General features: G+C 45.0%; 12 protein-coding genes. 8 read left to right on the top strand and 4 right to left on the bottom strand.

What is annotated here, in order from left to right:
- Positions 1-311 precede the first annotated feature (311 nt).
- The 3 genes from olsF to AC27EZ_RS03720 form a co-directional block, all read right to left on the bottom strand.
- Entirely contained in the window at positions 312-2,030 is a 1,719-nt protein-coding gene (gene olsF / locus AC27EZ_RS03730) for a bifunctional ornithine lipid synthase OlsF (RefSeq protein ID WP_487134039.1), read from the bottom strand.
- A 70-nt stretch (positions 2,031-2,100) separates the two neighbouring features.
- Positions 2,101-2,898 carry a UDP-2,3-diacylglucosamine diphosphatase gene (locus tag AC27EZ_RS03725; RefSeq protein WP_487134038.1) on the bottom strand — a complete coding sequence of 266 codons (798 nt, stop codon included), beginning with the start codon at positions 2,896-2,898 and terminating at the stop codon, positions 2,101-2,103.
- Positions 2,899-2,997: 99 nt separating this feature from the next.
- On the bottom strand, positions 2,998-3,891 hold the full coding sequence (locus AC27EZ_RS03720) for a LysR family transcriptional regulator (RefSeq protein ID WP_487134037.1): 894 nt from the start codon (positions 3,889-3,891) through the stop codon (positions 2,998-3,000).
- 102 nt (positions 3,892-3,993) lie between these two features.
- On the opposite strand from AC27EZ_RS03720, the gene AC27EZ_RS03715 reads away from it, so the two are divergent.
- The 4 genes from AC27EZ_RS03715 (at position 3,994) to AC27EZ_RS03700 (ending at position 7,714) form a co-directional block, all read left to right on the top strand.
- Positions 3,994-4,866 carry a bile acid:sodium symporter family protein gene (locus tag AC27EZ_RS03715; RefSeq protein ID WP_487134036.1) on the top strand — a complete coding sequence of 291 codons (873 nt, stop codon included), beginning with the start codon at positions 3,994-3,996 and terminating at the stop codon, positions 4,864-4,866.
- 177 nt (positions 4,867-5,043) lie between these two features.
- Positions 5,044-5,886: an SDR family oxidoreductase gene (locus AC27EZ_RS03710; protein ID WP_487134035.1), complete on the top strand. Its 843-nt coding sequence runs from the start codon at positions 5,044-5,046 to the stop codon at positions 5,884-5,886.
- Between the two features lie 2 nt (positions 5,887-5,888).
- Positions 5,889-6,959, top strand: a complete 1,071-nt coding sequence (locus AC27EZ_RS03705) for a phosphotransferase family protein (protein ID WP_487134034.1) — start codon at positions 5,889-5,891, stop codon at positions 6,957-6,959.
- Positions 6,960-6,961: 2 nt separating this feature from the next.
- A complete protein-coding gene (locus AC27EZ_RS03700; protein ID WP_487134033.1) occupies positions 6,962-7,714 on the top strand; it encodes an SDR family oxidoreductase in 753 nt (250 codons plus the stop codon).
- Positions 7,715-7,817: 103 nt separating this feature from the next.
- On the opposite strand, the gene rpsT is transcribed toward AC27EZ_RS03700, so the two are convergent.
- Positions 7,818-8,081 (bottom strand): 30S ribosomal protein S20, encoded by a 264-nt coding sequence (gene rpsT, locus AC27EZ_RS03695; RefSeq protein ID WP_070178347.1) that lies wholly within the window; start codon positions 8,079-8,081, stop codon positions 7,818-7,820.
- 315 nt (positions 8,082-8,396) lie between these two features.
- Here rpsT and murJ point away from each other — a divergent pair, with 315 nt between their 5' ends.
- The 4 genes from murJ (at position 8,397) to lspA (ending at position 14,451) form a co-directional block, all read left to right on the top strand.
- Positions 8,397-9,956, top strand: a complete 1,560-nt coding sequence (gene murJ / locus AC27EZ_RS03690; protein ID WP_487134032.1) for a murein biosynthesis integral membrane protein MurJ — start codon at positions 8,397-8,399, stop codon at positions 9,954-9,956.
- Between the two features lie 128 nt (positions 9,957-10,084).
- On the top strand, positions 10,085-11,005 hold the full coding sequence (gene ribF / locus AC27EZ_RS03685) for a bifunctional riboflavin kinase/FAD synthetase (RefSeq protein ID WP_487134031.1): 921 nt from the start codon (positions 10,085-10,087) through the stop codon (positions 11,003-11,005).
- A 109-nt stretch (positions 11,006-11,114) separates the two neighbouring features.
- A complete protein-coding gene (ileS, locus tag AC27EZ_RS03680; RefSeq protein ID WP_487134030.1) occupies positions 11,115-13,934 on the top strand; it encodes an isoleucine--tRNA ligase in 2,820 nt (939 codons plus the stop codon).
- Positions 13,927-14,451, top strand: coding sequence for a signal peptidase II (gene lspA, locus AC27EZ_RS03675; RefSeq protein ID WP_487134029.1), 525 nt, complete (start codon positions 13,927-13,929; stop codon positions 14,449-14,451). The genes ileS and lspA overlap by 8 nt, the downstream gene beginning before the upstream one ends.
- The last annotated feature ends 7 nt before the right edge of the window (positions 14,452-14,458 follow it).

The raw sequence follows: 14,458 nt of genomic DNA, 5'->3' as shown, positions 1-14,458 counted from the left end.
TGCGTGAGAAAGAGCATCAAAGTATAAAAAGCTGCAATTACGCCTGAAAGTACAAAAATATACAAAAAGCCCTGCTTACCTTGGGCAATAGTGAATTTGTTGGCCTGCAAATAACCAAACCAAAGTAGTGATAAAAATAGTGGGATAAGGACTATTATCTTTAGCACAAACGTTCCTTTTTACGTTATTTATGTTGTCGCTTATTATTACGCTAAATAGTCGAATTATGTTTATCTTTTTTCATTGTCACATAAGAACGCGCGATCACCATTAAAAAGTAACGATATATATCTAATAACGTTGGTTGCCTGTTATGCCGTATTTTTGAGTGCCGCTGTGTGCAGGTATCGTTTTTGTTTTTTGCTCTTGAGTTGGGTTACGTCAACAACAATGAGCCCATCTATACAATCTGCAAAATCAGGGTCGACGTTGAAATCTAAAAATGCGATCCCTCCTTCTTTGGACAGTTCGCCATATTGCTTATAAAGCGTCGGTACATTCACGCCCATGTTCGCCAGTAAATGCTTGAGTTCAGTAAACTCCTTTTTGTAATCAACACCGGTAAAGGTGTGCAGCATATTTTCGTTTGGCTCATAAGGACGTTTAGCCGCGGCCTCGCCAAACTTTGGCGGAAAGTATGTAGAATAGAACTGTATTATTAACGCTTTAGCAGTGTCTGGGTAGCTATTGCTTAATGACACGGCACCAAAAAGGTAGCGATAATTAGGGTAACGTGCTAAGAAAGCGCCAATACCACACCAGAGGTAATCTAAACTGCGCTTTCCCCAATATTGAGGCTGCACAAAGCTTCTGCCTAACTCTAACCCTTCTTGAAACAGTGTGTCGTTATTTGGGGTGTAATCGAACAAGCTTGCCGAGTAAAGCCCCGTAGGGTGGTCTTTTTGGCTAAGCAATGCAGCATCGCCAAACCGATACGCTCCCACTATTTCCATATCGTGTTCGTCCCACAGAATCAGATGGTAGTAGTGGGAGTCATAACGATCAATATCTCGTCGTTTATTTGTGCCTTCTCCAACTGCACGAAAGGCAATTTCTCGAAGTCGCCCAATCTCACGCATAATGGGCGAACAGTGCTTATGCACGTATAAGTAAATTATCTTTCCGTCTTCGGTCGCGCCTAATTTTTCGCACTGCTTTAATGCGTTTGCGAGTTCTTTTTTGTTTTCTGGCAGCGCCACAGGTGCCTGTGTAGCAAGTACGCCTTTTTTACCGCATCCAATTCGGTACAAATGGCGCTTGAATAGGCTTACATGCTCTTGTAGTCCTATTGTGGCGTGGTTAAACGTATCAACGGGAATAATCTCGCCCACCCGAATGGGGAGATGCTTTCGGCGTTGCTTAAACATTTCTTGTACCAGTAATGTCGTGGCGAGGGGCTTGTATATCATTGAAACACCATAAAATAACGGGCTGTTTTTGGCATCAATGAAAAGCGGAAGAATAGGCGCGTTTGCTTTTTTTGCAATCCGTAGAAAGCCTGACTGCCAGTGTGTATCTCGCACACCCTGCGGCCTAAGCCTTGAAACTTCTCCCGCTGGGAAAATAAGTACTGCGCCATTACCTTTTAAGTGAGAGTGAATGGCGTTGAGATGCTGTTTAGGTGTCCTACCTTGCATGTTGTTAACCGGTAATAGCATATTGTGCAAGGGTTTAATGGCCATCAACATCTGATTAGCAACCACTTTTAAATCATGCCTCACTTCGCTTATTAACTTGATGAGCGCAAGCGCATCAAGTGAGCCTATTGGGTGGTTGGCGATAATAACGACACGTCCTTGTGCAGGGATGCGCTCTTTTTCACTATCACGGGCAGAGTAGCTGACATTAAAATACTCGAGGACTTGTTCAACAAAATCAATATCACTGTAATGGGGGTAGGTTTCACTGAACTCTATAATCTCTCGTTCATGCAGTAGGTGCCTTAGTAGCGAAGAAAGCGGTTTGAACAAGAGTGGATTATTTGCCACGCGCGGATAATGTGTCTGTAGTACGTCGTTAACAGTAAACATAGTTAATCTCAATTTACGTATGTCGCCCGCGAATACGCTTAGGGTATTAAGCAGGCGGTTAGTTAATGCCCTATGCCGCTTGTGACGCAGCCGTAGTGGTTTTTATTGCCGTAACATTGGTGTTGTTGTGCATGGTCAAAAAATATACCAAGGTCAAGTTGCCCTCGCTATCTTCACTAAGTGCACTGCAGTTTTCGACCCAGTCACCATCGTTCACGTAGTGAATGCCATCCTCTACAGCGCTTTGTGGATGGTGTATGTGGCCACAAATTACGCCGTCTAACTCCAGACGCTTAGCGTATAAACAGCATGCAGCGCGGTATCTGGAAATAGCGAGGTTGGCACCTTTGATATGCTGTTTGATATAGCCGGCAAGTGACCAATATTCTCGTTTTCGCCAACGGCCAAAGCGGTTGTACCAGCGATTTAGAAACAGAAGTAGGTCATACCCTTTATCGCCTACCCATGCATGAAATTTCCCCATGGTGACGTCGCCATCAAACTGATCGCCATGCAATACCAAATAGCGTTTACCTTGTAGGGTTGTATGAACGCACTGGCGCATGATTTCAATGTTTCCAAACGCCATGCCAGAGTATGACTGAAGCGGGGCATCATGATTTCCTGGTAAATAAACAACCCGTGTGCCGTTTTCACTCATTTGCATGAATTTATGCAGTACTTGGTTATGCGCGTCAGGCCATCTAAATTGTTTCGACATTTGCCACATATCAACAATGTCGCCAACCAAATAAAGGGTGTCGACGGTAATACTATTTAAAAAGGTAAGTAAGTATTCTGCTTTGCAGTCTTTATTCCCTAAATGGATATCAGAGAGCCAAAGGGTATGATGGTGTGTGGTCTGCATTGTCTTTCCAAAGCGTTTTGCCTTGGTTCACCACAATAAGTTGAATAATTGACAGTTACGTGACGATAGCCTTACTGTTTCGTTACATAAAGCGGTGTGTTAGATGAGCGCATGTAGCTTGGTTCTCATCCACTGATTAACTAAATCTTCATGCTGGTCTTCGTGCCAATACATGTGAATATCTAACTGAGGAACCGTGAAGGGCAGGGGTAACACCTTGACGTCAAACCGCGTTTCTATTTGTTTGGCGTATCGACTTGGTATGGTGAGAAGCAAGTTTGAGCGACTAACAGCACTTGCTGCCGCAAAGTAATGCTCACACCGCATGACAATGTTTCTTGATGCATGGTAGCGCGCAAGCGCGACATCTACCGTATCAACCTTAGAGTTTTTAAGCGTAACGAGCGCATGAGCAGCCTGAGTAAATTGTTCCAGTGTAGTGTTGCTGACAATGGGGTGATGTGGTGCGCATATCAGCACAAAGTGTTCATGGCATAAAAATTCAGAGTGAATGTGTTTTGAGGTAGGCGTTAATACATCTATTGCGATATCAACATGCTGTCGGGTCAATGAAGATTCGAGCGCTAATGTACTTATTTGGGTGCTGTTGACGGTAATGCCCGGCGTATGCTCGAGTAAGTCTGGAATAAGCGCTGGCAGCAGCACAAACTCTAATATATCACGTAGTCCAAGATTGACTTGTTTTACCACCGTGTTGATGTCGAACGTGTGATGCTCAGTAGCAGTTGCCTCCAGCGTGCTAATTGCAGTGAGCACTTTTGTAATAACGGTTTGGCAAAATGGTGTGGGGACCATCTTTCTACCATTTCGTATAAACAACGCATCATCAAGGTTTTTCCTAAGCCTTGCGAGCGCATGGCTTACCGCTGGCTGCGTCAAATGGAGCCTATTTGCTGCTGCGGTAATTGAACCTTCTTGGTAAATCGCGCGCAATACAATGTATAAATTTAGATCTACCTTACCATGCATCATATTTATGGCTCGCTATAAAAATGCATCATTTAAATTAATTTCTTATGAGGTTACACTCATTCAATTGTTAATGAAAGGTTGTCAGTTTGCGGAGCAGTAAATATGCAGGCATCAATATTCACAGAAGTACTTTTACCCTTAGCGCTTGCATTTGTTATGTTCGGAATGGGACTGACGCTTACAACAAAAGATTTTGCCAGGTTAATACGTGCACCACGAGCTATTTTGGCGGGTTTTATCGGACAAATTATATTACTACCACTGTTAGCGTTCTTGCTGTGTTTGGTTTTTGATCTGCCAGCCTATCTTTCTATTGGGGTTATGGTACTCGCGGCTTGCCCAGGCGGCACCACAAGCAACCTCATCAGCCATATAGCGCGTGCTAATCTTGCGCTATCGGTAAGTTTAACCGCGGTGTCTACTTTGGTTTGTGTGTTTACCACGCCGTTTATTATTCAGTTTGCCATCCACCATTTTGCCAGCAATAACCCGCCTGTTTTTTCAATTAGCGAAACGGTAGTGGGGTTGATTGGTATTTCAATCATGCCCGTGTGCATCGGCATGCTAATTCGAGCGGTAAACCAAAGGTTTGCGATAAAAACAGAGCATTTCTTTCGTCAGTTTTCGATGTACTTTATGTTGGCGATGATCGTGGGGGTATTAGTTAGTGAGCGAGACAGTCTATTGTCTTCCTTCAAGGCCGCATTTTTAGTTTGTCTAACACTTAACCTATTAAGTGTATTACTGGGTTTGGCATTAGCAAAACTCACCGCTTTGTCGTTGAAAGACGCGGTTACTCTCTCAATCGAAGTGGGTGTTCAAAATGCCGCACTCGCCATGTTAGTGTGTATTACCTTTTTACAGTCTCCAGAGTATGCGATAGCGCCTGGCGTTTATGGTATTGCGATGTACGTTGGCCCACTATTGTTGGCGCTGTGGGCAAAAAATCATGTGAATGCATCTCAGCTCAGCTAATAACTAACTGTGACTGTAATTCATAACAGCCACACAGTATTTTTCATTTAATTCAACAATGGTCTTGCTCTATGGTAGCAGCCAATAACATAGTGCGGCTTATAGAATACGCTGTGATATCCAAAACAATGTGCATGGGCATTGTATAAATAATCAATAAATAGTGAGAGTGAGCCAGTGAAAATAGTCATTACGGGTGGAGCAACCGGCCTCGGCAGAGCGTTAGCATTAGAATGGGCGTCTAACCAGCCATCGCTGGCGGTATGTATTGCCGATATTCACGCAGAACGCGGAGAAGAGACCGTCAGTATGCTAAAAGCAAAAGGGGCAAGCGCTTTCTATCAGCATTGTGATATTACCTCACAGAATGATGTGAATAGTTTAGTCGACACAGTGCAAGCGAAGTGGGGCGGTGTAGATGTGGTTGTCAATAATGCGGGTGTTGCCACAGGGGGCAGTTTAGCCGATGAGAGTATTGCCCAATGGGAATGGGTAATTAACATCAACTTACTTGGTATGGTAAGAGTAAGTCAGGCGTTCCTGCCGCTTTTTGAGCGTCAAAACAGTGGCCACTTTGTTAATATTGCCTCTCAGGCTGGTATTACGCCTATTCCTTATATGAATAGCTATAACGCGGTGAAAGCGGCAGTGGTGTCATTGTCAGAGACAATGAAACTCGAATTGTCGCCTCGTAATATCGACGTTAGCGTAGTGTGTCCAAGCTTCTTTAAAACGAACCTTGACGAGTCAATGCGAAGCGATAATCCCGCCATGCATAAGATGATGGGGCACTTTTTTAAGAAAGCCGATATCGATAAAGAAACGGTAGCAAAGATTATTTATCAAGAAGTACAGAAGAAACGCTTTCTGATCCTCACACATAAACAAGGTAAGCGCGCATTTTTACTCAAGAAACTGTTGCCCTCAGAGCGTTATATTAAAAGCATGCTGAAGCAAACTAAGGGCATGAAAAAAGCGCTAGACAAAGCACAGGCTACAACGTCGAAAGAAGGTCAGTAATAATGGAAAGAGCAGTGGTAGATAAAGCAACAGAGGTGAGAGATGGGGAAGCCTTGCCGGTTGATGTCGTTGATAGTTGGCTCAAACAACACGTTGCGAACCTTGAGGGGAAGCCCTTGGTCACCCAGTATGCGGGCGGCGCGTCTAACTGGACTTATTGCCTCGACTATCAAAATACTTCGGTTATTTTACGCAGAGCACCTGCGGGTACAAAGGCTAAGGGCGCGCACGATATGGGGCGTGAGTTTCGGCTGCAATCTGCTTTAAAACCGGTGTATCGCTACGTGCCACAAATGCTAGCATATTGTGAAGACCACCAGATCCTTGGTACCGATTTTTATGTTATGGAAAAATTAACCGGGGTGATCCCAAGAAAAAACCTTCCTAGAGATTTAGCGACAACCGAAGAAAAAACACGAGCCTTGTGTACTAACGTTCTTGATAGCCTTATCGCACTTCATGAAGTTGATTATGAAAAGGCATCTTTATCGCACCTTGGTAAAGGGCCGGGATATATTGAGCGACAAATTACAGGGTGGAGCGAAAGATACAGTAAAGCGAAAACGTGGAACGTGCCTTCAGGAAAATCGGTGATGAATTGGCTTGAAGCGAATATGCCCGCAAAGGAATCTATTTGTATAACGCACAACGATTTTCGGTTTGATAACGTGGTGCTTAACCCTACCGACTATACTCAAATCATTGGCGTACTGGACTGGGAATTGGCAACGCTAGGCGACCCACTAATGGACTTAGGTAATACGTTAGCGTATTGGGTTAATGCCGATGATGATTTTCTGGCCCAGTCTACAAGGCGCCAGCCGACTCACTTACCCGGCATGATGACAAGAGACGAGGTGGTGAAGTATTACTGTGAAAAACGTCATGTAGAGGCTGATGACTTTACGTTTTACGAAGTCTATGGGCTTTTCAGACTTGCCGGCATAGCTCAGCAAATCTATTACCGTTATCATCACGGACAAACAAATAATCCGGCATTTAAAAACTTTTGGGTATTTATCCATTATCTAATGTGGCGCTGTAAGAAAGCGATTAAAAAATCAGGAAAATAATAATGACAAATAGACAAAATATTCTGATAACCGGCGCAAGCTCGGGGTTAGGCAAAGGAATGGCCGTTGAATTTGCGAAGCAGGGGAAAAATCTTGCGTTGTGTGCTCGTCGCATGGACCGTTTAGAAGAGGCAAGAGAGGAGTTGCTAGCGATAAATCCGAATATAAAGGTGTTTATCCGCGCCCTTGATGTTAACGACCATAGTGCAGTGTTTGATGTATTTGATGCATTCAAAGAAGATATGGGGCAGATAGACCGTGTTATTGTTAATGCGGGAATGGGAAAAGGCGCGTCGATAGGTACAGGCTTCTTTCATGCCAATAAGCAAACTGCCGAAACAAACTTTGTTTCAGCGCTTGCGCAATGTGAAGCGGCAATGACTATTTTTCGTGAGCAGAATGCGGGTCATCTTGTCACCATCTCTTCCATCAGTGCGGTGAGAGGATTTAGACGAGCTATGACGGTATACGCTGCCACCAAGGCAGGACTTACGTCGATGACAGAAGGGATCCGTATGGACGTAATGAACACGCCCATTAAGGTAACCTGTATTCACCCAGGCTTTATTCGTAGTGAGATTAACGAAAAGGTTGAAAAGGTGCCGTTTATTGTTGATACCGAAGTGGGCTGCAAGGCCATGGTAAAAGCCATAAACAAAGAAAAAGCGAGTGCGTATGTGCCAAGTTGGCCGTGGGCCGTTATGCACTGGTTGATGCGTATCGCGCCAGCAAGCACAATGAGAAAAATGAGCTAGCGATTGCCAGTAGGGGCGTGCTGTATTCAGTGCGCACTTATCGATAAGTTAGCAGACATAAAAAAAGCGCCTTGCGGCGCTTTTTTACTACTAATCGTAAAGATTAACCTAGTGCTTTAATTTGTGCAGCTAGACGGCTCTTATGACGAGCAGCTTTGTTCTTGTGAATCAAACCTTTTGTAGCCATTCTGTCAAGAATCGGAGTGGCAGCAGATAGTGCAGCTTGTGCACCTTCTTTATCGCCGCTAGCAATAGCAGCTACTACTTTCTTGATGCTTGTACGAGTCATGGAGCGACGGCTAGCATTATGCTGACGACGCTTTTCGGCTTGGATTGCACGTTTCTTAGCAGACTTGATGTTAGCCAAGGTGTAACTCCCAAAATAAATTCATGTCAAAAACGAGGGTGCGGATTGTGCCTATCTATCACCATAATGTCAAACGATTTAATATTTAAATGTTCGACGTAAACGCGCAATCCATTGAACACCGGTAAGTGCTCAACACGTTGCACATTCAATGGTAATACATAGGGTCGAAAACACTACCCAATTCGGGCGCGGATTATAGCAAGAAATATACAGAAGGTGCACAACTATTTTGAATAAGACGTTTCACCGGTATCAAGCTTTCGTTATCATGGTGTTTATACAACCTTGTGAATCACAATTTGGAAACTACCGGTGTCACGTAAGTTAATTAAGTCAGGCCTTATTGTCAGTATTATGACCCTTATTTCTCGCGTGCTAGGGCTGGTTCGTGATGTTGTAGTAGCGCGTCTTATGGGCGATGGTGCCTCGGCAGATGTATTCTTCTTTGCCAATAAAATTCCGAACTTCTTGCGCCGCCTGTTTGCTGAGGGCGCATTCGCACAGGCGTTTATCCCCGTTCTTACTGAAGTGCACAATAATGACGATAAAGCAGAGCTTAAAGCGTTTGTGGCAAAAATAAGTGGTACGCTGGGTGCCATTGTTTTTATCGTTTCAATTATTGGGGTTATTGCCTCGCCCATTCTTGCTGCGCTATTTGGTACCGGATGGTTTGTAGCGTGGTTACATGACGAAGATGCGGGCAATAAGTTTGTTCTTGCCTCGACAATGCTAAAAATAACGTTTCCTTACCTAGCGTTTATTTCGTTGACGGGGTTAGCGGGTGCCATTCTCAATACCCTCAACAAATTTGCGGTGGCGGCATTCACGCCAGTACTGTTGAATGTTTGTATTATTACCTGTGCAATTTTCTTAGCGCCTCAATTTGACCAACCTGCTTACGCGTTGGCATGGGGTGTATTCATTGGTGGTATTGTACAGTTTTGCTTTCAGCTTCCCTTTTTGTTCCGCGCTGGTTTGTTAGTTAAGCCAAAATGGGGGTGGCACGATGAAAACGTGGTAAAAGTGCGCACCTTAATGATCCCCGCGCTATTTGGTGTGTCGGTAGGGCAGATAAATTTATTGTTTGACACGTTTATTGCCAGTTTTTTAGTTACCGGGTCAATCAGTTGGTTGTATTATTCAGACAGGCTTCTGGAGTTCCCCTTAGGGTTATTCGGTATTGCTATTGCCACGGTTATTTTGCCTGCGCTATCGCGCAACCATGTGGGCAAAGATGCCAAAGCATTTGCGGCGAATATTGACTGGGCCTTTCGAATGGTGTGCTTACTGGGCATACCAGCCGCGGTGGGGCTGGCGACTATGGCTCGCCCGATACTTACCGTAATCTTCCAGCGTGGGGCGTTCACCGCTGATACTGCAATTATGGCGTCTTATTCGCTTACCGCGTATTCGTTCGGTTTATTGAGTTTTATGCTTGTGAAAGTGTTAGCGCCCGGCTTCTATTCCCGCCAAGATACTAAAACTCCCGTTAAATTTGGTATTTGGTGCATGGCTGCAAACATGGTCTTTAATCTGGTGCTTGCCCTCCCATTTGGGTACGTAGGTCTCGCCATCGCCACCAGTATGTCAGCGACGCTTAATGCTGCTTTACTTTATTTTTCTTTGCACAAGCTCGGTGTTTTTACGTTAAGTAAAACCTCGATGTTATTTATTGTGCGGGTGGTTATTGCTAGCACAGCAATGGGGGCGCTTATCTATTATCGCGATAAAGGGCTAGCGTTTTTCGACTTATTGCTATTAGAACAGATTAAAGACGTTGCCATTACGATTGGGCTGTCTGTCATGGTGTTTGGTATCAGCATGGTGTTGTTGGGAATGAAACCTCGGCATTTTCGAAGCGGTGGCGGCTAAATGTCGTTATCTGCAAGAAAATAGGGCAACTTGATAGTCAATGCGCGGTCAGAGTGTTGGTATTGTGACCGTGGTCGGCTATAATCGCGGGCTTTGAATTTCAAGCAGTTAAAAGGTAGTGGCTAACAGTGGAATTTATCCGCGGGCTAAATAATGTAAAACCTCATCACAAAGGGTGCGTGCTTACCATTGGTAAGTTTGACGGTGTACATCGTGGTCATCAAGCGGTGCTTGCTAACGTGCTTGAAAAAGCAAAGTCTCTCGCCTTGCCTGCTACCGTCATGGTGTTTGAGCCTCAGCCTGAAGAGGTGTTTACCCCAGACACTGCGCCCGCGCGTATAAGTCCTGTGCGAGAAAAATACGAACTGCTAATGCAACAAGGCGTTAACCGGCTGCTAGCCGTAAGGTTCAATGCGAAATTTGCGAAGCAGTCTGCTGACACGTTTGTGCATGATTTGCTGGTGGATAAGCTTGGCGTTAAGTTTCTTGTTGTTGGCGATGATTTTCGCTTCGGCAATGGACGCGAAGGTGACTTTGCTATGTTGCAAGCCGCCGGCCGCAAATATGGGTTCGATGTGGTAAGTACGCAAAGCTTTACCATGCATGCTCATCGTATTAGCTCTACCGCCGTACGAGAGGCATTAGCCGACAGCGATTTTTCATTGGCGAATGAAATGTTAGGTAGGCCCTTTGCCATACACGGGCGTGTTGTTCATGGAGAAAAGAAGGGACGAACTATAGGTTTCCCTACTGCCAACGTGATGTTGAAACGCTGCCGTACACCAATTAGAGGGGTATTTGCAGTGCGCGTTGATGTGGATGGGGAACACCATACTGGTGTTGCAAATATCGGAACGCGCCCCACATTAAATGGCGAGCGCAACCAATTAGAAGTTCATATATTCGATCTCGATAGTAATTTGTACGGGAAACCCATAACCGTGTTCCCAATTGCAAAAATTCGAGAAGAAATTAAATTCGCTTCGTTTGAAGCGTTAAAAGACCAAATACAAGCAGACGCTGCGCAAGCGCGTCTGTTATTAGCATAGATAAACGTGATACAGTTTGCGCACTATTTTATAGTGATGACCAATGACGCCTTCGCAGCACTATCAAGGGTGCTGGGTGATATTTAAGGTAACCGGATAATACAATTTTATGAGTGATTACAAAGCCACATTAAACCTCCCAGAAACTGCGTTCTCGATGCGCGGAAACCTTGCCCAACGTGAGCCTAAAATGCTCAAAGATTGGCAGGAAAAAGGGGTGTATACAAAAATTCGCGAAGCGAAAAAAGGCAAGAAACCTTTTATTCTCCATGATGGCCCTCCGTACGCCAACGGCAATATTCATATTGGTCACGCCGTAAACAAAATCCTTAAAGATATTATTGTTAAGTCTAAAAACTTATCAGACTTCGACTCTCCGTTTGTTCCTGGATGGGATTGCCACGGTCTGCCTATCGAGTTAATGGTAGAGAAAAAAGTGGGTAAGCCTGGAAACAAGGTCACGGCTGCAGAATTTCGCCAAAAGTGTCGCGAGTATGCGCAAAAGCAAATTGACGGACAAATGTCTGACTTTATTCGCTTAGGCATATTCGGTACGTGGGACAACCCTTACAAAACAATGGACTTTAAATCGGAAGCAGACATTATCCGTGCTCTCGGTAAAATTGTTGAGTCAGGGCATTTGGAAAAAGGCTTTAAACCTGTTCATTGGTGCACAGACTGTGGTTCTGCGCTGGCGGAAGCTGAAGTAGAGTATAAAGACAAAGTGTCTCCAGCGATTGATGTTAAGTTCCCTGTCGCTGACAGTGCTGAAATTGCGCAAGCGTTTGGTGTGAGCGAGGCCGATTTATCTGCTCACAATGCTGGCGTTGTTATTTGGACAACTACTCCTTGGACGCTCCCAGCAAACCGCGCTATTAGTCTTCACCCTGAATTAACGTATTCCATAGTCGAAGTTCAGTCTTCTGGCGAATGGTACGTTGTTGCCCAAGAGCTTCTAGAAAGCTGTATGCAGCGTTACGGTGTAGACTCATTCCGTGAAGTGGCGACATGCCAAGGGCAGGCCCTTGATACATTAAAAGTTAATCACCCGTTTTTAGATATCCGTGTGCCTTTAATTCTTGGTGACCACGTTACGACGGAATCGGGTACGGGCTGCGTACATACTGCACCTGCGCATGGTGTGGACGATTTCAATGTGGGTAAACAGTACGATATCGAAGTATACAATCCGGTAGGAAACAATGGGGTTTACTTAGAAAATACCCCATTATTCGCCGGCCAATTTGTATTTAAAGCCAATGACACCATCATTGAAACGGTCGCTGAGAAAGGTAACTTAGTGCTTAACGTGAAATACGAGCATAGTTATCCACATTGCTGGCGTCATAAAACGCCTATTATCTTCAGAGCCACCCCACAGTGGTTCATTAGCATGGACAAGAAAGGCTTGCGCGCGGCGTCGCTTGAACAAATCGAGCAAACCAAATGGATCCCTGAGTGGGGACAAAATCGCATTGAAAAAATGGTAGAAGGCCGCCCAGATTGGTGTATTTCAAGACAGCGTACATGGGGTGTTCCTATTCCGTTGTATGTGCATAAACTTACGGGTGAAATCCATCCGCAGTCGTCTGCACTCATCGAGAAAGTGGCACTAGACGTAGAGTCTAAAGGTATTCAAGCATGGTGGGATATCGACGATTCAGCGCTCCTTGGGGCAGAGTTTGATCAGTATGACAAAGTAACTGACACACTCGATGTTTGGTTTGATTCCGGGGTTACCCACTACTTTGTAGTAGACCGCAGAGACGATATCCCAGCAAGTGCAGACTTGTATTTAGAAGGGTCTGACCAACACCGTGGCTGGTTTATGTCCTCCCTCATGTCTTCAACAGCAATGCATGGGCATGCACCATATAAAGAAGTACTGACTCACGGGTTTACGGTAGACGCGCACGGTCGCAAGATGTCGAAATCTGTTGGTAATGTGGTTGCACCACAAGAAGTGACGAATAAACTGGGTGCCGATATTCTTCGTTTGTGGGTTGCTTCGACGGATTATCGCGGAGAAATTGCGGTATCAGACGAGATATTAAAACGCGCAGCGGATTCGTATCGACGTGTACGTAACACTGCCCGATTCTTATTGGCCAACCTTAACGGCTTCAGTGTTGAAGATGCAGTAGCTGAAGAAGAGATGGTCGCACTGGATCGCTGGATAGTAGCACGAGCCAAAGCACTACAGGCTGAGTTGATTGAAGCCTACGAACGTTATGATTTGTTGGTGGTTACTCAGAAGCTGATGCACTTCTGTTCAATTGAGTTAGGTTCGTTCTACTTAGACGTGATTAAAGACCGCCAATACACGGCGAAAGCAGACGGTGTAGCGCGCCGCTCGTGTCAAACCGCCCTTTATCATATTGTTGAAGCACTTGTGCGCTGGATGGCACCGATAACGAGCTTTACCGCGCAAGAAATTTGGGAAGCGCTACCTGGTGAACGCAGTGAGTTCGTATTCACCGAAACGTGGTACGACGGCTTCAATGAATTTACACAAAGCGATACGTTCAATGACGCGTTGTGGCACGACGTTCTAAGCGTTAAAGATGCAGCAAACCAAGCCATGGAACAAGCGCGCAAAGATGGCGCATTGGGTGGTTCACTCGATGCTTCTATCGAGCTTTATGCAACAGAGTCACTCTTTACTACCTTGTCTACGTTAGAAAACGAACTACGATTCGTATTGATAACATCAGGTGTTAATTTGACGAAAGTTGACAGCGCACCTGACAATGCTCAGGCAACGGATGTAGACGGCTTATGGCTATCAGTGAGCAAAGCAAATGGCGATAAATGTGTGCGCTGTTGGCATCACCGCGAAGATGTTGGTACGCATGAAGGGCACGATGAGTTGTGCGGCCGCTGTGTAACAAATATCGATGGTGACGGAGAAGTACGCCATTATGCTTAACACAATGCTTTTCACTCACACTGGGTTGCGCTTTTTGTGGATTAGTGCAATTGCGTTCGTGTTAGATCAGTGGAGTAAATATGCGGTGGTTGATGCGATGTCGCTGTTTCAGTCGAAACAGGTGCTGTCGTTTTTTAACATAACGTATGTTCACAACTACGGTGCTGCATTCAGCTTTTTAGATAGTGCAGGTGGTTGGCAACGTTGGTTCTTTACGGCGATTGCCGTCGTGGTAAGCACAGTCATTCTATGGTGGCTAAAACAAACACCACGTGAGCAAAAAATGTTGCCCATCGCCTTTTCATTTATTTTAGGCGGTGCATTAGGCAACGTATACGATCGTCTTGTTCACGGCTACGTAATCGATTTCATCGACGTTTACGTAAACAATTGGCATTGGCCTGCCTTTAATATTGCCGACAGTGCAATTTTTATAGGTGCAGCATTATTGATCATCGATATGATCAAAAATGGCGATAAAGACAAAGACAGTGCTTCTAACGAAGCGCCTGAGTAAGTAGGTG

This window comes from Alteromonas sp. 4NH20-0056, from assembly GCF_057539655.1.
This window is presented reverse-complemented; position numbering and strand designations above follow the sequence as displayed.

Bases quoted from the DNA above. Each gene is read 5' to 3' on its own strand.
- ileS (WP_487134030.1), top strand. From the start codon at position 11,115: ATGAGTGATTACAAAGCCACATTAAACCTCCCAGAAACTGCGTTCTCG.
- AC27EZ_RS03720 (WP_487134037.1), bottom strand. From the start codon at position 3,891: ATGATGCATGGTAAGGTAGATCTAAATTTATACATTGTATTGCGCGCG.
- AC27EZ_RS03715 (WP_487134036.1), top strand. From the start codon at position 3,994: ATGCAGGCATCAATATTCACAGAAGTACTTTTACCCTTAGCGCTTGCA.
- lspA (WP_487134029.1), top strand. From the start codon at position 13,927: ATGCTTAACACAATGCTTTTCACTCACACTGGGTTGCGCTTTTTGTGG.
- AC27EZ_RS03700 (WP_487134033.1), top strand. From the start codon at position 6,962: ATGACAAATAGACAAAATATTCTGATAACCGGCGCAAGCTCGGGGTTA.
- olsF (WP_487134039.1), bottom strand. From the start codon at position 2,030: ATGTTTACTGTTAACGACGTACTACAGACACATTATCCGCGCGTGGCA.
- AC27EZ_RS03725 (WP_487134038.1), bottom strand. From the start codon at position 2,898: ATGCAGACCACACACCATCATACCCTTTGGCTCTCTGATATCCATTTA.
- AC27EZ_RS03705 (WP_487134034.1), top strand. From the start codon at position 5,889: ATGGAAAGAGCAGTGGTAGATAAAGCAACAGAGGTGAGAGATGGGGAA.